The 17552-nt window shown below is 62.3% G+C and carries 17 protein-coding genes and 1 tRNA gene; 3 read left to right on the top strand and 15 right to left on the bottom strand.

Features of this window, described 5'->3' with window-relative positions; translation table 11 throughout:
- Nucleotides 1–3: 3 nt before the first annotated feature.
- The 8 genes from T5B8_RS08465 to T5B8_RS08430 all read right to left on the bottom strand — a co-directional run bounded on the left by T5B8_RS08465 (nucleotide 4) and on the right by T5B8_RS08430 (nucleotide 7848).
- Nucleotides 4–1362: a Na(+)-translocating NADH-quinone reductase subunit A gene (locus tag T5B8_RS08465; RefSeq protein WP_353177909.1), complete on the bottom strand. Its 1359-nt coding sequence runs from the start codon at nucleotides 1360–1362 to the stop codon at nucleotides 4–6.
- 40 nt (nucleotides 1363–1402) lie between these two features.
- Nucleotides 1403–1487 (bottom strand) — tRNA-Leu (locus T5B8_RS08460).
- Nucleotides 1488–1510: 23 nt separating this feature from the next.
- A complete protein-coding gene (secG, locus tag T5B8_RS08455) occupies nucleotides 1511–1990 on the bottom strand; it encodes a preprotein translocase subunit SecG (protein WP_353177907.1) in 480 nt (159 codons plus the stop codon).
- Between the two features lie 26 nt (nucleotides 1991–2016).
- A complete protein-coding gene (tpiA, locus tag T5B8_RS08450) occupies nucleotides 2017–2772 on the bottom strand; it encodes a triose-phosphate isomerase (RefSeq protein ID WP_353177905.1) in 756 nt (251 codons plus the stop codon).
- 35 nt (nucleotides 2773–2807) lie between these two features.
- A complete protein-coding gene (gene glmM, locus T5B8_RS08445; protein ID WP_353177903.1) occupies nucleotides 2808–4193 on the bottom strand; it encodes a phosphoglucosamine mutase in 1386 nt (461 codons plus the stop codon).
- Between the two features lie 22 nt (nucleotides 4194–4215).
- A complete protein-coding gene (gene folP, locus T5B8_RS08440) occupies nucleotides 4216–5049 on the bottom strand; it encodes a dihydropteroate synthase (protein WP_502950787.1) in 834 nt (277 codons plus the stop codon).
- Nucleotides 5050–5162: 113 nt separating this feature from the next.
- Nucleotides 5163–7124, bottom strand: coding sequence for an ATP-dependent zinc metalloprotease FtsH (gene ftsH, locus T5B8_RS08435; protein ID WP_353177901.1), 1962 nt, complete (start codon nucleotides 7122–7124; stop codon nucleotides 5163–5165).
- A 106-nt stretch (nucleotides 7125–7230) separates the two neighbouring features.
- Entirely contained in the window at nucleotides 7231–7848 is a 618-nt protein-coding gene (locus T5B8_RS08430) for an RlmE family RNA methyltransferase (RefSeq protein ID WP_353177899.1), read from the bottom strand.
- Nucleotides 7849–7898: 50 nt separating this feature from the next.
- On the opposite strand from T5B8_RS08430, the gene yhbY reads away from it, so the two are divergent.
- Nucleotides 7899–8183: a ribosome assembly RNA-binding protein YhbY gene (yhbY, locus tag T5B8_RS08425; RefSeq protein ID WP_353177898.1), complete on the top strand. Its 285-nt coding sequence runs from the start codon at nucleotides 7899–7901 to the stop codon at nucleotides 8181–8183.
- Nucleotides 8184–8252: 69 nt separating this feature from the next.
- Here the strand turns inward: yhbY and greA are convergent, their stop codons facing one another.
- The 3 genes from greA to ubiA form a co-directional block, all read right to left on the bottom strand.
- Nucleotides 8253–8735 carry a transcription elongation factor GreA gene (gene greA, locus T5B8_RS08420; RefSeq protein WP_353177896.1) on the bottom strand — a complete coding sequence of 161 codons (483 nt, stop codon included), beginning with the start codon at nucleotides 8733–8735 and terminating at the stop codon, nucleotides 8253–8255.
- A gap of 136 nt (nucleotides 8736–8871) precedes the next feature.
- Nucleotides 8872–10230, bottom strand: a complete 1359-nt coding sequence (locus T5B8_RS08415) for an adenosylmethionine--8-amino-7-oxononanoate transaminase (RefSeq protein ID WP_353177894.1) — start codon at nucleotides 10228–10230, stop codon at nucleotides 8872–8874.
- Nucleotides 10231–10361: 131 nt separating this feature from the next.
- Nucleotides 10362–11237, bottom strand: coding sequence for a 4-hydroxybenzoate octaprenyltransferase (gene ubiA, locus T5B8_RS08410; protein WP_353177892.1), 876 nt, complete (start codon nucleotides 11235–11237; stop codon nucleotides 10362–10364).
- A gap of 200 nt (nucleotides 11238–11437) precedes the next feature.
- Here ubiA and T5B8_RS08405 point away from each other — a divergent pair, with 200 nt between their 5' ends.
- Entirely contained in the window at nucleotides 11438–12802 is a 1365-nt protein-coding gene (locus tag T5B8_RS08405) for a glutamate--cysteine ligase (protein WP_353177890.1), read from the top strand.
- A gap of 475 nt (nucleotides 12803–13277) precedes the next feature.
- Here the strand turns inward: T5B8_RS08405 and T5B8_RS08400 are convergent, their stop codons facing one another.
- Together T5B8_RS08400 and T5B8_RS08395 are read right to left on the bottom strand one after the other, a co-directional pair.
- Nucleotides 13278–14471, bottom strand: a complete 1194-nt coding sequence (locus T5B8_RS08400; RefSeq protein ID WP_353177889.1) for a cation diffusion facilitator family transporter — start codon at nucleotides 14469–14471, stop codon at nucleotides 13278–13280.
- 75 nt (nucleotides 14472–14546) lie between these two features.
- The gene (locus tag T5B8_RS08395) at nucleotides 14547–15275 is read right to left on the bottom strand and encodes an epoxyqueuosine reductase QueH (protein ID WP_353177887.1); all 729 of its coding nucleotides are present in this window, start codon (nucleotides 15273–15275) and stop codon (nucleotides 14547–14549) included.
- Nucleotides 15276–15360: 85 nt separating this feature from the next.
- On the opposite strand from T5B8_RS08395, the gene T5B8_RS08390 reads away from it, so the two are divergent.
- The gene (locus T5B8_RS08390) at nucleotides 15361–15672 is read left to right on the top strand and encodes a hypothetical protein (RefSeq protein WP_353177885.1); all 312 of its coding nucleotides are present in this window, start codon (nucleotides 15361–15363) and stop codon (nucleotides 15670–15672) included.
- Nucleotides 15673–15761: 89 nt separating this feature from the next.
- Here the strand turns inward: T5B8_RS08390 and T5B8_RS08385 are convergent, their stop codons facing one another.
- Both T5B8_RS08385 and ectB read right to left on the bottom strand, forming a co-directional pair.
- Nucleotides 15762–16151 carry an ectoine synthase gene (locus T5B8_RS08385; protein ID WP_353177884.1) on the bottom strand — a complete coding sequence of 130 codons (390 nt, stop codon included), beginning with the start codon at nucleotides 16149–16151 and terminating at the stop codon, nucleotides 15762–15764.
- An 80-nt stretch (nucleotides 16152–16231) separates the two neighbouring features.
- Nucleotides 16232–17509 carry a diaminobutyrate--2-oxoglutarate transaminase gene (ectB, locus tag T5B8_RS08380; protein WP_353177882.1) on the bottom strand — a complete coding sequence of 426 codons (1278 nt, stop codon included), beginning with the start codon at nucleotides 17507–17509 and terminating at the stop codon, nucleotides 16232–16234.
- Nucleotides 17510–17552: the final 43 nt, after the last annotated feature.

The raw sequence follows: 17552 nt of genomic DNA, 5'->3' as shown, positions 1-17552 counted from the left end.
GCATCAACCCTCGCGTTCGATGATGTCGAGGTTCGCACGCAGGTGCGGCCCGAAATCGTATTTGGCGACGTCGACGAAACTCAGCAGCGCCAGATCCTCTTCGTCGAGTTCTGTCGCGCCCAGTGCCTGTGCGCTGTCGGTATCGCGCACCAGCAATGCGCGCAGCAGCTGCGTGGGCAGAATATCCAGCGGCATCACTTCTTCGTAGTTGCCGATCGGCACCATGGCACGGGCACTGCCGTTTTGTGACGTATTGAACTTGTAGCTCGCCGGCTTGAGCAGGCTCGAAAGGAATACGTTGATCTTGGAAAAGCGATCACGCCCGGGCATCAGCCAACCCATGAAGGGCCGTTCGCGGCTTTCCGGCAACAATGTGAGCTGGGTGTCGTAGCGACCCATGAAAGAGCCCCACTCCGCCGCGCGCCGCCCGGATAGAACCGAACCCGAAATCGCGCGCACTTCATCGCCCTCGATCTCGTCGTGCAACAACTCGTCGGTACTCGCACCCATACGCGTACGAAGCAGGCGCGGATTCGATGCCGCGGGACCACAAAGCGCGACGACCCGCTCGACGTTAATACGCCCGGTGATGAACAACGCGCCAATGGCCATGACATCCTGATAGCCCAGATGCCATACACAGCTGTCCACGCCCACCGGGTCGAGAAAATGCACATGCGTGCCGACCAACCCGGCCGGGTGCTTGCCTTCGAATTCGGCGGTTACGAACTGGCTGCCACCGGGCTGGGGAATATCCGCCCCGGGCGCTTTACAGATATAGACCGAACCGTCGGTAAGCCGGGACAGCACGCGCAGACCGTTGACGAAATCCGACCGGCGCTGATTGACGATCACGCCCGGGTCGGCGGCCAGCGGGTTGGTGTCGATCGCGGTTACGAAGAACGAGCGCGGGCGTGTACCCGGCGCCGGCACCTTGCTGAACGGGCGTGTACGCAGCGCCGTCCAGAACCCGGATTCGATCAGCGTGCGCTCAACACGCGCGGGATCGAGCTCGCCGAGCTTCTCGGGGGTATGGGTATCGAAGGTGATTTCATCGTCGGCGCTGGCGTCGGCGTCCAGACGAATGACCACCGACTGCAGCATCCGCTTGGCGCCGCGATTGATCGCAACCACCTCGCCAGCGCCCGGGGCGGTATAAATGACCCCGGGTGTCTTCTTGTCCTCGAACAGCGGCTGGCCGAGTTTGACCCGATCGCCTTCGGCAACCGCCATGGTCGGCTTCATGCCGTGGTAGTCGGTGCCGACAACCGCGACGCGGCTGACCGGCGACGCATCCTGAATGACCTGCCTGGGCGCACCGCCGATTGGCAGATCCAGACCTTTCTTGATCGTGACTCGCATGTCGCCGCTGGCGTGCCTCTCACGTCGCTGACAAATTGTATGGTGCCGACGGCCGGACTCGAACCGGCACAGCTCTCGCTACTGCCCCCTCAAGACAGCGTGTCTACCAATTCCACCACGTCGGCATGAGCGTGAACCCGTACGCGCCCTACTCGGGCACCTGCGCACTGGGTTCGGCCGCATCGGCGTCATCACCGTTGTCGGCCGGTACTTGCGGCGACGTCGAGCCCTGTTCGGCCGACGCGCCCTTGTTCGTATCTTCGGCGGCGGGCGCCGTGGTGTCGCCGGTGACGACTTCGTCGCCGGCCACGCCATTGTTGTTGCCATCCGACAGCAGCGACGAACCCGGCGCCTGCTGTTGAACCTGATCGGTGACACTGCCCGTGGGCGTGCTGGCACCATTGATCAGATAGGCCAGTGTCAAACTGATGGCAAAGAATACCGTAGCCAGCGCGCCGGTCGCACGGGTCATGAAGTTTGCCGAGCCCTTGGCCCCGAAAACCGTGCCCGATGCACCGCTGCCAAAGGCAGCGCCCGCGTCCGCACCCTTGCCGTGCTGCACGAGGATCAGCCCAATCAGGGCCAACGCAACCACGACCTGGATGACGACCAGTATTGTATAAACCATGCCAGAGCCTGTGAACGTGCGCGAGCCTAACCGGCCGCGCGCGCAATGTCCAAGAATGAATCGGCCTTGAGCGAAGCGCCGCCAATCAGCGCGCCGTCGACGTCCGCCCCGGCGAATAACGCCGCGGCATTGTCCGGCTTTACGCTGCCGCCGTAAAGCAGCAGAACCGATTCGGCAATTGTAGCATCCTTGTCAGCGATTTGTCCGCGCAGGAATGCATGAACCGCCTGAGCCTGTTCCGGCGAGGCAGAACGCCCCGTACCGATCGCCCAAATCGGTTCATAGGCAATCACCACCGCGGAGAGCGTGCGCGCATCGCACTGCGCAAACAGCGCATCGATCTGCGCGGCGAGCACCGCTTCGGTCTGGTCGGCTTCGCGCTGTTCCAGCGTTTCGCCAACGCATACGATCGGCGTGAGCCCGGCGGCGACCGCGGCGTCGGTCTTGGCGGCCACCACGGCATCGGTTTCGCCGTAGAGGGCGCGCCGCTCGGAATGGCCGACGATGGCATAACGACAACCGATATCCGCGAGCATCGCGCCGTTGACCTCGCCGGTGAAGGCGCCGGCTTCGACCTCGGCCGCCACGTTCTGTGCACCCACCGCCACCGAGGCGTCGCCCAGACCCGCCGCCAGGCGCTCGATATAGACGAACGGCACACACACGAGCATGTCGGCAGAAATGTTCGCCGCGCCGGCCGCGACGTCGCGGGCGAACGCATCCACCTGTGCCGCGTCGCCATTCATTTTCCAGTTGCCTGCGATCAGCATCGTACGGCTCATTGGGTATCCTTCATTTGTTGTCGTATCCGCCGCGCTCAGGCCGCAGCTGCCGCCTGGCGTACGCTGTCGGCGAGCCGGTTGGCGCAGTCCTCGACCGCGGCCGCGTCGGTACCTTCGACCATCACGCGCAGCAACGGCTCGGTGCCCGAGGGGCGCAATAATACGCGACCTTCCTCGCCCAACGCACTTTCGACGTCGTGCACGGCCGCAACCACCTGCGCGTCCTGCATGAGCGTATCCGCGCTGCCCCGGTTAATACGCACGTTGATCAGTGTCTGCGGACACTTGTCGACAGGCTGCACCAGCGTTTGCAGACTCTCGCCGCTGGCGACCATCGCTGCGAGCACCTGCAATGCCGAGACAATGCCGTCGCCCGTGGTCGCGCGATCCAGGCACAGAATATGGCCCGACGACTCGCCGCCGATATTCGCGCCCAGAGCCTTGAGTCGCTCGAAAACGTAGCGATCGCCCACTTTCGCGCGCTCGAACTCGACGCCGTCGCGCTTGAACGCCAGCGCAAGCCCCAGATTGCTCATGAGCGTACCGACGACCGCGCCCTGGAGTTCGCCAGCCTCACGGCGCGCGTTCGCGATCACGTAGAGCAATTGGTCGCCGTCGACGATATTGCCCTCGTGATCGATCATGATGCAGCGGTCGCCGTCGCCGTCGAGCGCGATGCCGACATCGGCGCCATGCGCGCGCACGGCCTCCGACAGGCCTTTGGGATGGGTCGAGCCGACATCGCGATTGATATTGAGCCCATCCGGAGCAGCGCCGATCACGCTGACCTGGGCGCCGAGTTCGCGAAACACATCGGGCGCAACGTGATAGGTCGCCCCGTGGGCACAGTCGATCACGAGCTTCAGACCCGACAGGCCGCCGTTTTCGAAGCGTGCCGTGGATTTGCAGAATTCGATATAGCGCCCCGGCGCACTTTCCACGCGCCGCGCGCGCCCCAGCCGATCGGAATCCACACAGACCAACGGCTGGTCGAGCTCGGCTTCGATTTCCGCCTCCACTTCATCGGCCAGCTTCTGGCCGTAGTGCGAAAAGAACTTGAAACCGTTATCGGAAAAAGGGTTGTGCGACGCGCTGATGACTACGCCTGCGCCCGCACGAAAGGTGCGCGCCAGATAGGCAATCGCCGGCGTCGGCAACGGTCCCACCAGCAGCACATCCACGCCCGCGGCGGCAAAACCCGCCTCGAGGGCAGATTCGAACATATAGCCAGACAGGCGGGTGTCCTTGCCGATCAACACCTGGGCGCGCTCACCGGCGCTTTCCGGCACGCCGCGTTCGCCGAGTCGGCGCACGAGTACGCGCCCTGCAGCCCAGCCCAGTTTGAGCGCGAAATCCGGTGTCAGCGGCGACTCGCCCACCTCACCGCGAATACCGTCCGTTCCAAAATATCGCTGCGCCACGATCGCGTCTTCCTTTCTTGATTTACGGGCTATCGGTCAGCGCCGAGGCAAGCGTCAGCGCCTCGACTGTTCGCGCCACGTCGTGGCTGCGAATGATACGCGCGCCCTGGGTCACGGCCCAGAAGGCCGCGGTGACGCTGGCATGAATACGACTATCCATATCGTCATGCCCATGCAGCTTCACGAACATGGACTTGCGCGACACGCCCACGAGTACCGGCAGGTCGCACGCGACAAAGGCATTCAGACGGCGCATGAGCTCGAGATTGTGTTCGAGCGTCTTGCCAAAGCCGAAACCGGGGTCCAGACAGATTCGATTCCTGTCGATCCCCGCCGCCTGGCAGGCTTCGACACGGGCCTGCAAGAAGTCACGCACCTCGGCGACCACATCGCCATACACGGGCGCGGACTGCATGGTGCGCGGCTCGCCCTGCATATGCATCAGACACACCGCCGCACCGCTGTCGCGTGCCGCCTCGATCGCCCCAGGCGCCTGCAAGGCCATGACATCGTTGATCATGTCGGCGCCGACCGCACAGGCTTCGCGCATTACCCGCGCCTTGATCGTATCCACGGAAATGAAGACATCGCTTTGCGCACGCAGGCCTTCGATGACCGGTAGCACGCGTGCGAGCTCCTCGTGCTCGTCGACCGGCGCCGCGCCGGGGCGCGTGGACTCGCCGCCAATATCGATAACGGCAGCGCCCTGCTCGGCCATGGCCAGGGCATGAGCGATCGCGCGCTCGGTTTCCACATAGGCGCCGCCGTCGGAAAACGAATCCGGCGTGACATTGAGAATGCCCATCACCGCAGGCCGGGTCAGATCCAGCGTTCGATCGCGGCCACTCAACTGCACGGCGACACCCGCGCAGCGTGACAAAGGCGATGAGAAATACAAAGCATTTATCTGATTCTAAACAGAAAGGCCGGCAGATGCAGACTGCCGGCCCGTCCAATTAAAGCCCGCGATCAGGACTCGCGATGGTGGGCCGGGCTCGGCACACCCTTGTCGTCGCTGTCCTGACTGTCGGAAGACTTGCCCGAATCGGGGCTGCTCGCCGTCGGCGCATTGCCGCCGCCGGAATTCGGCGTATCCGAATCGTCCCAACTCTCCGGCGGGCCGGGCTCGCGGCCCTGCATGATCTCGTCGATCTGCTTGCGATCGATGGTTTCATACTTCATGAGCGCATCCGACATCAGATGCAGCTTGTCCATATGATCTTCGAGGATCTGCTTGGCGCGCTCGTAGCAGCCGTCGATGATGGAACGGATTTCCTTGTCGATGGCATGCGCCGTTTCGTCGGAAATACCGCTGGACTGCGTCGCGGCCTTGCCCAGAAACGGCTGATTGTCTTCCGTATCGTAGGCGATCGGCCCGAGACGATCGGACAGACCCCACTTGGTGACCATGTTGCGCGCGATTTCGGTCACGCGCTCGATATCGTTGGACGCACCCGTGGTGACCGCTTCCTTGCCGAAGATGATCTCCTCGGCCAGACGGCCGCCGTAGAGCGTGCAGATCTGGCTGATCAGCCGCTGCTTGGAATAGCTGTAGCGATCCTCTTCCGGCAGGAACATGGTCACGCCCAGCGCACGACCGCGCGGCACGATGGTGACCTTGTGCACCGGATCGTGCTGGGGCACGGTCAGGCCGATGATGGCGTGGCCGGCCTCGTGATAGGCGGTCAGGCGTTTTTCGTCCTCGGTCATGACCATGGACTTGCGCTCGGCGCCCATCATGATCTTGTCCTTGGCGCGCTCGAAATCCTCCTGGACCACCAGCTTCTTGTTCGCACGCGCGGCGAACAGCGCGGCCTCGTTGACGAGGTTGGCCAGATCCGCACCGGAAAAGCCCGGGCAACCACGCGCGATCACCGATGCCTTCACGTTGTCGTGAATGGGCACATTCTTCATGTGCACTTTCAGGATCTGCTCGCGCCCGCGCACGTCCGGCAGCGGCACCACCACCTGACGGTCGAAACGACCGGGGCGCAGCAGCGCGGGGTCGAGCACGTCGGGCCGGTTGGTGGCCGCGATCACGATCACGCCTTCGCTGCCTTCGAAACCGTCCATTTCGACCAGCAGCTGGTTGAGCGTCTGTTCACGCTCGTCGTGGCCGCCGCCCAGGCCGGCACCACGCTGGCGGCCGACCGCGTCGATTTCGTCGATGAAGATGATGCAGGGCGACTGCTTCTTGGCCTGTTCGAACATGTCACGAACACGCGACGCGCCCACGCCCACGAACATTTCCACGAAGTCGGAACCCGAGATCGAGAAGAACGGCACGCCCGCCTCGCCGGCGATTGCCTTGGCCAGCAGCGTCTTACCGGTACCCGGCGAGCCGACCATGAGCACGCCACGCGGGATCTTGCCGCCCACGCGCTGGAACTTGCCCGGCTCGGACAAAAATTCCACCAACTCCTGCACCTCGGACTTGGCTTCTTCCACGCCGGCGACGTCAGCGAAGGTGATCTTGACCTGGTCGGCCTGCATCATGCGCGCCTTGGACTTGCCGAAGGACATCGCGCCGCGGCCACCACCGCCGCCCTGCATCTGGCGCATGAAATAGATCCAGACGCCGATCAACAGCAGGAAGGGGAACCAGGAAATGAGGATCTGCTTGAGGAACGAGCCCTGGTCCTCCGGTTCACCGACGATCTCTACGTCATGCTCGCGCAGCGTGCCGATCATGGCCTTGTTATCGGACTCCGGACTGTAGGTCGCGAACTTCTGCCCGGACTTGAGCTGACCACGAATCCGCTGATCCTCGATATGGACCTGCGAAACGCTGCCATTCTCGACCTGATCGAGAAAATGCGAGTACGACACCTCGTTGGCGCTCGATGCCGATGGCGCGAAGCTCGAAAACACACTCATGAGCACGAGTGCGATCACGACCCACAACAGCAGATTCTTAGCTAGTTCGTTCAAGATCTACATCCTCGACCGCGATCCGGCGGTCGTATGATTGGCGTCCGGCGTGTTCTGCCGAACAGTATAAACAATCGGCCTGTCGGCCCGCTGCTTTACCCAGTGCCTATATACGCCAGCCCTGGCCCAGCAGATACATTTCGCGGCTGGCATCGCGCGAAGCCTTGGGCTTGCGCACCGCCACACGCCGAAAGCGTTTTCGCATGTCGACCAGCATTTCATCGAAGCCCTCGCCCTGAAACACCTTGATGAACAGATCGCCATCGGCATCGAGTACCGACGCGCACAGATCCAGTGCGAGTTCGGCCAACTGCATCACACCGGCCTGGTCGGCCACCATGATCCCTGTCAAATTGGGGGCCATGTCCGAAAGTACAAGATCGACACGGTCGCTGCCCAGCGTATCCAGCAGCGTATCCACCCCGGCCTGCTCGGCAAAATCGACCTTCAGAAAATCCACGCCGTCGATCGGATCCATGTCCAGGCGGTCCAGTGCGACGACCCGCGCCTGCGGGCGCTGCCGCCGACAATACTGGCTCCATCCGCCCGGCGCCGCGCCCAGGTCGACAATACAGTGCTTGGACTTGAGCAGGGAATCGCGTTCGTCGACCTCGGCCAGCTTGTAGACCGCGCGCGAACGGTAGTTATCCTTTTGCGCAGCCCGCACGTACGGGTCGTTGCGGTGCTTGTCCAGCCATCGGCGTGTATCGCTGCGCTTGCTCATGGGTCGTATACTGTTGCGCTGTTTTCAAGCCAGCGATCGTGAAACCGCCAATGTCCCCAGATCTCGATGCCGCCGAGCGGCGCGCACTCAAGAAACAGGCCCATCATCTCAAGCCGGTGGTGCAAACCGGCGCGGCCGGTTTGAGCGAGCCGGTGCTGGCCGAAATCGACCGCGCCCTGTTCGATCACGAACTGGTCAAGATCAAGCTGGCCACCGACGACAAACAGGATCGGCGCGGTGAAGTCGAACAGGTCTGCCAGCGCCTGGACGCCGCCTGTGTCCAACAGATCGGGCGCACCGCGACACTGTATCGCCCCAATCCCGAGAAAGCGTAGCCCCTCCGCCGTCGCAAACCCCGCCCGCGGGTCATCCAACCGGCGGGCGGGCCGTATCGGCGCGGCCGATCAGATATAACGAACCTCGACGATTTCGAGTGTACGGCGGCCGCCGGGCACATCGATATCCACCACGTCGCCCTCGGTCTTGCCGATCAGCGCCCGCGCGATCGGCGAGGCGAACGACAGCAGGCCTTTCTTGATATCGGCCTCGTCCTCGCCAACGATCTGATAGGTGAATTCCTCGCCGCTGTCCTCGTCGGCCAGGTCGAGCGTTGCACCAAAAACCACGCGCCCATTCGCCTGTGCGCCCACGCGGGCCACATCGATGATCTGCGCGGTGGCGAGCTTGGATTCGATTTCGTTGATCCGGCCTTCGTTGAAGCCCTGCTCTTCCTTGGCCGCGTGGTACTCGGCGTTCTCCTTGAGATCGCCATGCGCGCGCGCTTCCTCGATCGCGGCCACAATGCGCGGCCGCTCGGTTTTCTTGAGTCGCTTGAGTTCGTCGCGCAGCGCGTCGGCGCCGTTCTGCGTCAGCGGTGTCTTGTCCATCACTCCACCTTGGAAAACAGCACACCCGAAAACAAAACGGCCGCCGTTTCGGCGACCGTTTCTGTTGCGGATGCAAGAATCGGTTGTGTCTGGGCCGGTATAAACCGGATAGGGTCAGGCTAGCAGCGCTTTCGGCTCAAGTCGAGACGGCGCGTTCGATGCCTTGTGCAGCGACCGTGCCCAGATGCGCGATCTGTTCCGGCGTGATCACGTAGGGCGGCATGAAATAGATCACATCGCCCAGCGGGCGCAGCAGCGCGCCCTGGCTCAACGCATGCCGATAAACCTGAATGCCGCGGCGTTCGCGCCAGTCGAACGGCGTTTTCGTGGCCTTGTCGGCCACCATTTCAATGGCCAGCACCATACCGGTCTGGCGAACCTCGGCCACATTGGGATGATCGACCAGTGGCGCGACGGCCGCGGCCATATGCTCGGCCAGCCCGCGGTTGACCGCGATCTGGTCGCGGCGTTCGAATTCGTCGAGCGTGGCCAGTGCCGCCGCGCAGGCCAGCGGGTTGCCGGTATAGGAATGCGAGTGCAAAAACGCGGTCAGGTTGGCATAGTCGTCGTAGAAGGCGTTGTAGATATCGTCGGTGGTCATGGTGATCGACAGCGGCAGATAGCCTGCGGTCAACCCCTTGGACAGACACATGAAATCCGGCGAAATCCCGGCCTCGCCGGCCTGTTCGCAGGCAAACAGCGTGCCCGTACGCCCGAAACCGACCGCGATCTCGTCGGCAATCAGATGCACGCCGTAGCGCGTACAGGCCTCGCGCAACAATTCCAGATAGACCGGGTGATACATGCGCATATGGCCCGCGCACTGCAATAGCGGCTCGACGATCACCGCACAGGTTTCGTGCGCATGCGCGGCCAGTAGCGCTTCCATATCAGCAAACACGGCACGGCTGTGTGCTTCCCAGCTCACGCCCGGTTCGCGCTCGTAGCAATCCGGCGAGCGGGCGGTCAGCGGCTTGAGCAATAGCGGCTCGTAGGTCTTTTTATAGAGATCGACATCGCCGACCGCGAGCGCGCCCAGCGTTTCGCCGTGATAGCTGTTGGACAGATTGATGAAGCGCGTCTTTTCACCGTGGCCGGTATTGCGCCAGTAATGGAAGCTCATCTTGAGCGCGACCTCGACCGCCGCCGAGCCGTTGTCGGCATAGAAGGCACGGGTCAAGCCGGCCGGCGTGAGCGCGACTAGGCGTTCGGCCAGCTCGACGGCCGGCTCGTGCGAAAAACCGGCGAGCATGACGTGTTCGAGCGTATCCAGCTGCGTCTTGATGCGGTCGTTGATGGCCGGGTTGGCATGGCCGAAGATATTGACCCACCAGGAACTCACCGCGTCGATATAGCGATTACCGTCGAAATCCTCCAGCCATACGCCCTCGCCGCGCTTGATCGGGACCGGTGGCATGGCCTCGGTATCCTTCATCTGGGTACAGGGATGCCACACGACGTTCAAATCGCGCGCAATCAGCTCGGCGTTGCTCATAGCAGGTTCCGGTCGGATTGGGTGAATGGGTCGACACGTTCGAGCGTCTGACGCTCAGGCGCGCGTGACGACGAGATGCTAGTAACAGCGCTTATCGTCAGCGCCGACTGCGCCGGGATGCGTTTCGCACCCTAGTGGATGGCCAGATCCGCTACAACGCCGGCGAAAATGACCCCACCGAGAATGTTGTGCTGCATGAACACACGAAAACAGGCGTCGCGATCACGATTACGCGCAAGCCATTGATGGTAAAGCGCCATCAGCGCGCCGCAGGTCAGCCCCAGGTAGTACAGCCCGCCCAACTCGAACGCCCGGCCCACGCCAATCAGCAGCGCGAAAAACAGCAGCTGGAACACACCGATCACCGCGCGATCGTAGCGCCCCCACAGAATAGCCGTGGATTTCACCCCGATCTTGAGATCGTCGTCGCGATCGACCATGGCATAGAAGGTGTCGTAGACCAGCGCCCAGATAAGCGTGGCCGCGAACAGCAGCCAGCCACCCCACGGCACGCCGCCGGCCTGAGCCGCGAATGCCATGGGCACGGCCCAGCCAAAGGCCGCACCTAGAAACATCTGCGGCCAGTGGGTCATTCGTTTGGTGAACGGGTACAGCACGGCCAGCCCCGCGCCCACGAACGCCATGGCGATGGTCAGACCGTTGAGCGTAAGCACCAGCGCGAAGGCGGCCAGACACAGCACGGCAAACAGGACGAGCGCCTCGCGTGAACTGACCTCGCCGGTGGCCAACGGCCGCTCGCGCGTGCGTTTTACATGACCGTCGATCTTGCGATCAGCGAAATCGTTGATGACACAACCGGCCGAGCGCATGAGAATCGCGCCGAGCACGAAAACGCACAACACCCACAGATCGGGCACGCCACCCGCCGCCAGCCACAGCGCCCAGAGCATGGGCCAGACCACCAGGAAGATACCGATCGGCTTGTGCAGACGGGTGAGCCGAAACAGCGCCTCGATATGGCTGGATTTCAGGATCGCCGTACTCATCGTGAACTCCTCGCGGCGACGCGCGGATACGCGCAGGAAACCGGCGCGAGCACACGCCGCCATGCGCGCCAACGCAGGCCATGTATTGATTGCATTCGCCAACTATCCCGGAACGCGGCTTTTAACGTTACCATGCGCCAAATTCAGACTGCAGCATGAAGCGCGTGTTCTGGCCGCGCTCATGACCGATTGGAGAGTCCATGTCGGCGCCTTCGCAATCCGGCGGCGCGACGATCACAGATCGTCGCCAGCTCATCGAATATTTCGAAAACGCCTGTAAGCCGCCGAGCCGTTGGCGCCTGGGCACCGAGCACGAGAAATTCGTGTTCGACCGCGACACGCTCCGGCCCCTGCCCTATGAAGGCGAGCGCGGCATCCAGACCTTCCTGGAAAAACTGCAACGCTTCGGCTGGCAGCCGATGACCGAAAACGACAAGCTCGTGGCGCTTGAACTCGGGCGTTGCCATATCACGCTCGAACCCGGCGGCCAGCTCGAACTCGCCGGCGCGCCGCTGGATACCGTGCACGAAACCTGCGACGAAATTCATGTGCACCTGAAACAGGTCAAGGAAGTCGCCGCGGAAATGAACGTCGGCCTGCTCGGCCTGGGTTTTCAGCCGAAATGGGCACGCGCGGATTGTCCGTGGATGCCCAAGCAGCGCTACGACATCATGAAAGCCTATATGCCCAAGGTCGGCACGCTCGGCCTGGACATGATGCTGCGCACATCCACCGTACAGGTGAATATCGACTACGGCTCGGAAGCCGATATGGTGCAGAAATTCCGGGTCGGCCTGGCCTTGCAACCGGTGGCTACGGCATTGTTCGCCAACTCGCCGTTTACCGAAGGCAAGCCCAACGGTTTCGTGTCGTATCGCAGCCAGATCTGGACCGATACCGATAACGATCGCTCCGGTATGCTCGACTGGGTGTTCGACGACGATATGGGCTTCGAGCGCTATATCGAATATGCGCTCGACGTGCCCATGTATTTCGTCTATCGCGACGGGCGTTATATCGACGCCTCCGGCCAGTCGTTCCGGGATTTTCTGGCCGGCAAGCTGCCGGCGCTACCGGGCGAGCTGCCTACGCTGTCGGATTGGGACGATCATCTGACCACGCTGTTCCCCGAGGTGCGACTCAAGCGTTTCATGGAAATGCGTGGCGCGGATGGCGGGCCCTGGCGCCGGCTGTGCGCGCTGCCCGCGCTCTGGGCCGGGCTGTGTTACGACAGCGAAGCCCTGGATGCTGCCTGGCAGCTGTGTTGCGATTTCACTGCGGAAGAACGCAACCGTCTGCGCCGCGACGCCCCCGTCTACGGGCTGAAAACGCCGTTTCGCGACGGCACGTTGCAGGATATCGCCCGCGAAGTCGTCGCCATCGCCCAGGGTGGGCTCGAACGCCGAGCGCGCCTGGATAGCCAGGACCGCGACGAACGCATGTATCTCGACCAGCTGGCCGAAATCGCCGAAACCGGCGTGACGCCTGCCGAAACACTGCTTGATCTGTATGCCGGCCGATGGAATGAATCGGTCGACCCGGTGTTCACCGAATTCGCCTATTAGCGGCGGGGCACCAAACGCCCGCTGTGTAACCTGCGGTTTTTGCTTTCAAGAAAATAAAACGGTCCGCAAATGAACGCCAATAAACGCGAATGGAAGACAGTTGCAGAGCACTGTTCGACCGGACGGCCTCCTTGCGCTCGATTTGGGGCAAAACCCGCATAAGGCTTGAGCGCTTGCCGCTCCCCCGCGAGCGATATCGATCTGTCTTCGTGCCTTATTTGCGTTTATTTGCGTTCATTCGCGAAAACGCTGTCTTCACGGCGAGAAGACGATCCGCAAATGAACGCTAATACACGCGAATGGAAGACAAGACGGTTCATGCACGGCGCTATTCGACCATAACGGCTTCGTTGCGCTCGATTAGGGGCTAAAACAAATATCAGGCTTGAGCGCTTAAAGCTGACCTGGCGCCCGATGGTTATCGGTCTTCATGCCTTATTTGCGTGTATTCGCGGACGTCATCTTCCTGGCGCGATCACTCGCGGCGCGGCGTACGCTGCGGTGCACCGTAGAGTAGCCGGATTTCGGCAATCGCGGGCATATCGCGGGCGACTGTATCGAAGGCCGCTTGGTCGCGTTCGTGAAACGGCACACGGGCCAGCGGTAGCTGAATCTCGACCTCGATCACGTCGTCCAGGTAATGCAGCGTCACACGCTGGATTTCGCCCGCTGCGGGCAAGTCCGCCCAGGCGCTTTCCAGTTCCGGCAGGATCTGTTCGCGCAGCGGCAGTGCATGCGCTGCGTCGGAATCGGCATGGCCGTCCGGCTCGATATGTACGCAGATATCCGCGATCTCGTCGACATGGCGTACCAGCCGTGAGGTAATCGCCTCGCTGATGCGATGGGCCTCGGTCAGGCTCACGTACGGATCGACAAACACGCCGACATCGGCAAACGCGTCATGCCCACCCATTGTGCGCGTACGCAGGCGCCGCATGTGCCGCACCCCGGGTACGGTCGCGATCTGATCGCGTACCACCTGAATACGGTCGGCCTTGAGCCCGGTATCCACCAGTTCGCGAAAACTCTGCCAGCCATAACGTACGCCGATGAACGCCAGCATCAGGCCGATGAGAATCGCGCCCAGCGCATCCAGGGCCGGGTAGCCCAGCATCGCGCCGCCGATGGCCACGAGTGCCGCGATCGACGACAGCGCGTCGCTACGATGATGCCAGGCGTTGGCCTCGATCAGCTGCGACTTGGCCCGGCGTGCGATACGCAGCGTGTACCAGAACAACGCCTCCTTGAGCACCAGCGATAACAACGCGACCGCCAGCGCGAGCATGCCGGGCGGTGTGCCGGCCTGCTCGCTGGCCAGATGGCGAATACCGTCGTAGGCGAGCGCGCCCGCGGTCAGCAGCAGAAACAGCGACACCAGCGATGTGGCAGCCGTTTCCATGCGCGCATGTCCGTACGGATGGTCGCGATCGGCTTGCTGCATGCCCATCTGCACCGCGCCGAGCACCACCGCGTCGCTGATCAGATCGGCCGCCGAATGCACGCCGTCGGCAATCAGCGATTGCGAATGGCCGATCACGCCGACCACGATCTTGATCAGCGCCAACGGCAGATTGACCAACGCGCCGACGATCGTCGCACGGCGCTTGGCGCTGAAATCCGAACGCGCCTGGCGGTGCGCAGCGGCGGAATGCACGTGGGGGCGACTCATGGCGTGATTATAATCGCCTCTAACGGCTTCGATCGGAGCATGGCATCGCGCATAGGCGCCGTCAGAACCGGGTTATCAGTCCGAGCCCCGGTCGAGGGTCGGATATTCCCCGCGGCCGGGCACATTCGCGCTGCGAATGGCCTCGCGACCGTAGAACTTGATGCCTTTCTGGATACGCGGGCGCCCACTCGCCGTGCGGTGCCGGTTGGTATCGCGCAGGCTATACACACAGCCGCAGTATTCCTGCTGATAGAAAGCCTCGCGTTTGGCGATCTCGATCATGCGCGCGGCCCCGCCCTGCTTGCGCCAGTTCAGTGTCCAGTAGGTCACACCGTCGTAGCGGTTGGCCGCACGTACGCCGGCTTCATTGATCTGGGCCATGTTCTTCCAGCGCGAAATGCCCAGCGTGCTCGACACCAGGCCATAGCCGTGTTCGGCGGCATACAAGGCGGTGCGTTCGAAGCGCATGTCGAAACACACCGTACACCGGCGACCGCGTTCGGGCTCGTTTTCCAGCCCGCGAATACGGTCGAACCAGTTGTCGGTATCGTAATCGCCGTCGATATGGGGGATGCCGAGCTGTTCGCAGTAGCGCATGTCCTCGGCCTTGCGCATCTCGTATTCCTGCACCGGATGGATATTCGGGTTGTGGAAATACACCGTGACATCGATGCCGGAGGCCTTGACCGCAGCCAGCACTTCGCCGGCACAGGGCGCGCAGCAGGAATGCATGAGCAGCTTCTCGTCGCTTTGCGGCGGCTCGAGTTCAGGGCGCTCGTAGTTGTCGAGGCTATAACGATTCATGGCGATTGGCGCTCAGATGCGATAATCGGCGTCATTGTCCGGTTTTGACCGGCACGCGTCCATCAAGGAAAGGAAAAAGAAGCGCATGAAACAAGGCAGTATCGTCATGGCCATGATCTGGATGGCCGTTCTCTCCCTACTACTGTTCTGGCTGCCATTGGTGGGGCCGCTGGTCGCCGGTTTCGTCGGCGGGCGTACGGCAGGCAGCGCCTCGCGCGGACTGCTGGCAGCGCTGTTGCCCGCTGCGGTGTTGTGCTTCGTGCTGGTGGGGCTTTCCGGTGCGCTGATCGGTTTGCCCATCATCGGCATGATCGCCAGCGCCGGGTTATTCATTCTGATCGTGGTGCAGAGTCTGCCGCTGCTGCTCGGCGCGCTGATCGGTGGCTTGACCGTGTAAACCCGGGCGCGCGCAGCGAATGGGCACAAAAAAGCCCCGGTCAGCGACCGGGGCTTTTTTCATTCATCGCAGATGAAAAGGCGCTGCGATCAGTCTTCCGGCGGCACGTAGGCGCCGTCTTCGTCGTGGATCTCACGACCGGTGACCGGCGGGTTGAAGGCACAGACCAGCTTCATTTCGGTCTTGGCCTTGAGCGTATGCTTGTCGTGGTTATCCAGCGCATACACCGTGCCCGGCTCGATCTTGTGTTCTTCGCCGGTATCGCGATTGACGATCGTGCCCTCGCCCTTGTAGCAGAACACCGCTTCGAGGTGGTACTTGTACCACATGTCGAATTCCAGGCCCGGCGGGAAGGTGGTTTCGTGGAACGAAAACCCCATGCCGTCGCTCTTGAGCAACCAGCGCACGCTGGTCCAGCCGTCCGGGCTGATGACTTCGCGGTCGGTTCCACGCAGGTCTTCGGTACGCACAATCTTCATATAAGACTCCTTGCGTCTTGTGATGATCTACACCCCTGCATCCTACAGCATAGACTGCAGATTGCAGGGCAAACGAATGATCAGGCCGCGCTGTTGAGCAGGCCGTGGCGTTCGAGCACCGTGGCCAGGGCCTTTTCGATGATATCCAGGCCTTCGGCGATGTCTTCGTCGCTGCTGATCAACGGCGGCATGACTTTCATGACGTTGTCGTCGGCACCGGCCGTTTCCAGGATCAGACCGTTCTCGAAACACTCGCCGGCAATCTCGTCAGCCAGCTCGGCCTGCGCACAATCCATGCCGATGAAGAACCCGCGCCCGCGAATTTCGGCCTCGAAGGACGGCTGCGCATCCACCATCGCGTTCAGGCGCTGCTTGATGGTCTCGCTCTTGCGCAGCGTTTCCTTTTCGAGCTTGTCGTCGCTCCAGTAGGTTTCCAGCGCGGCGATCGCGGTCGCGAACGCATGATTGAAGCCGCGGAAGGTGCCGTTGTGCTCGCCCGGGCTCCAGATATCCAGGTCCGGACGGATCATGGTGATCGCCAGCGGCAGGCCGTAGCCCGACAGCGATTTGGACACGGTGATGATGTCCGGCTTGATGCCGGCCGGCTCGAACGAGAAGAACGGACCGGTACGGCCCACGCCCGCCTGAATATCGTCGACGATGAACAGCATGTCGTGCTCGTGGCAGAGCTGTTCGATCTTCTTGAGCCATTCGAAGCTGGCGACGTTGATGCCGCCCTCGCCCTGTACCGTTTCCACGATCACCGCCGCGGGCTTTTCCAGACCGCTGGAGCTGTTTTCCAGCAGGGCCTTGAGGTCGTCGGCGGTATCACGGTCTTCGCCGAAATAGCCGCAGTACGGCAGCGGCGTGGTGCCGGGCATGGCTACACCCGCACCGCCGCGCTTGGAGGCGTTACCGGTGACCGACAGCGCGCCCAGCGTCATGCCGTGATAGCCGTTGGTGAAAAACAGCACGCCCGGGCGTTTCTTGACCTTGCGCGCGATCTTGAGCGCGGCTTCCACGGCATTGGTGCCGGTCGGCCCCGGGAACTGGATTTTGTACTCCATGCCGCGCGGTTTCATGATCACGTTCTCGAAGGTTTCGAGGAACCGGATCTTCTCGGCGGTCGCCATGTCCAGACCGTGGGTCACACCGTCCGACTGGATGTATTCGATCAGCGCGGCCTTCATGGTCTCGTCGTTGTGACCATAGTTAAGCGCGCCAGCGCCGGAGAAGAAGTCGAGATATTCGCTGCCGTCCTCGGCTTTCATGCGGTTGCCCTTGGCCCAGGTGAATACCTTGGGAAAGGAGCGGACGTAGCCGCGGACTTCGGATTCGAGACGATTGATAATTTCCATAACTGCTCCTGAGCTTTTGCTCGGATAATCGGTGAGCGGCGGC

It is taken from the genome of Salinisphaera sp. T5B8 (genome assembly GCF_040361255.1).
Lineage (GTDB): Bacteria > Pseudomonadota > Gammaproteobacteria > Nevskiales > Salinisphaeraceae > Salinisphaera.
The sequence above is the reverse complement of the archived record's forward strand: the minus strand, read 5'-3'. Positions and strand labels throughout refer to the sequence as shown.

Excerpts from the sequence above, each read along its gene's own strand:
- T5B8_RS08465 (WP_353177909.1), bottom strand. The coding sequence starts at position 1,362 with ATGCGAGTCACGATCAAGAAAGGTCTGGATCTGCCAATCGGCGGTGCG.
- secG (WP_353177907.1), bottom strand. The coding sequence starts at position 1,990 with ATGGTTTATACAATACTGGTCGTCATCCAGGTCGTGGTTGCGTTGGCC.
- tpiA (WP_353177905.1), bottom strand. The coding sequence starts at position 2,772 with ATGAGCCGTACGATGCTGATCGCAGGCAACTGGAAAATGAATGGCGAC.
- T5B8_RS08430 (WP_353177899.1), bottom strand. The coding sequence starts at position 7,848 with ATGAGCAAGCGCAGCGATACACGCCGATGGCTGGACAAGCACCGCAAC.
- yhbY (WP_353177898.1), top strand. The coding sequence starts at position 7,899 with ATGTCCCCAGATCTCGATGCCGCCGAGCGGCGCGCACTCAAGAAACAG.
- greA (WP_353177896.1), bottom strand. The coding sequence starts at position 8,735 with ATGGACAAGACACCGCTGACGCAGAACGGCGCCGACGCGCTGCGCGAC.
- T5B8_RS08415 (WP_353177894.1), bottom strand. The coding sequence starts at position 10,230 with ATGAGCAACGCCGAGCTGATTGCGCGCGATTTGAACGTCGTGTGGCAT.
- ubiA (WP_353177892.1), bottom strand. The coding sequence starts at position 11,237 with ATGAGTACGGCGATCCTGAAATCCAGCCATATCGAGGCGCTGTTTCGG.
- T5B8_RS08405 (WP_353177890.1), top strand. The coding sequence starts at position 11,438 with ATGTCGGCGCCTTCGCAATCCGGCGGCGCGACGATCACAGATCGTCGC.
- T5B8_RS08400 (WP_353177889.1), bottom strand. The coding sequence starts at position 14,471 with ATGAGTCGCCCCCACGTGCATTCCGCCGCTGCGCACCGCCAGGCGCGT.
- T5B8_RS08395 (WP_353177887.1), bottom strand. The coding sequence starts at position 15,275 with ATGAATCGTTATAGCCTCGACAACTACGAGCGCCCTGAACTCGAGCCG.
- T5B8_RS08390 (WP_353177885.1), top strand. The coding sequence starts at position 15,361 with ATGAAACAAGGCAGTATCGTCATGGCCATGATCTGGATGGCCGTTCTC.
- T5B8_RS08385 (WP_353177884.1), bottom strand. The coding sequence starts at position 16,151 with ATGAAGATTGTGCGTACCGAAGACCTGCGTGGAACCGACCGCGAAGTC.
- ectB (WP_353177882.1), bottom strand. The coding sequence starts at position 17,509 with ATGGAAATTATCAATCGTCTCGAATCCGAAGTCCGCGGCTACGTCCGC.